This is a genomic window from Pseudomonas sp. EGD-AK9 (assembly GCF_000465935.2).
Lineage (GTDB): Bacteria > Pseudomonadota > Gammaproteobacteria > Pseudomonadales > Pseudomonadaceae > Aquipseudomonas.
Genome location: NZ_AVOF01000855.1, coordinates 1 through 633 on the forward strand (window position 1 = coordinate 1; position 633 = coordinate 633).

Here is a 633-nt window from a genome sequence, read left to right on the forward strand (position 1 = left end):
CAGTGTGTCCCGCTTCGATAAGGAAGTCGCCTCGCATCCCTGGCAGGCCGAGGTGCGCGAACTGCCGGACTGCCTGCTCGCCCCCGGCCTGGTCAACGCCCACGGCCACGCCGCCATGAGCCTGCTGCGCGGCATCGCCGACGACCTGCCGCTGATGACCTGGCTGCACGAGCACATCTGGCCGGCCGAGGCCAAGTGGGTCGACGAGGCCTTCGTCCGCGACGGCACCGACCTGGCCATCGCCGAGCAGCTCAAGGGCGGCATCAGCTGTTTCTCCGACATGTACTTCTACCCGCAGGTCGCCGCCGAGCGGGTGCACAACGCCGGCATGCGCGCGCAGATCACCATTCCCGTGCTGGACTTCGCCATCCCCGGCGCGCGCGACGCCGCCGAGGCGCTGCGCAAGGGCCTGCAGCTGTTCGACGACCTCAAGCAGCACCCGCGCATCCGCATCGCTTTCGGCCCGCACGCCCCCTACACGGTGAGCGACGACAAGCTCGAGCAGATCCGCGTGTTGGCCGACGAGCTGGACGCCGGCATCCATATGCACGTGCACGAGACCGCCCAGGAAGTGACCGAGGCCCTGGCCCAGCGCGGCGAGCGGCCGCTGGCCCGCCTGGCCCGGCTCGGCCT

1 protein-coding gene is annotated in these 633 nt (G+C 70.6%); it reads left to right on the forward strand.

Translation table 11 applies throughout. From position 1 onward, the window contains the following. On the forward strand, positions 1 to 633 hold a 633-nt coding region (locus N878_RS24845; RefSeq protein ID WP_021446175.1), incomplete at both ends, for an amidohydrolase family protein.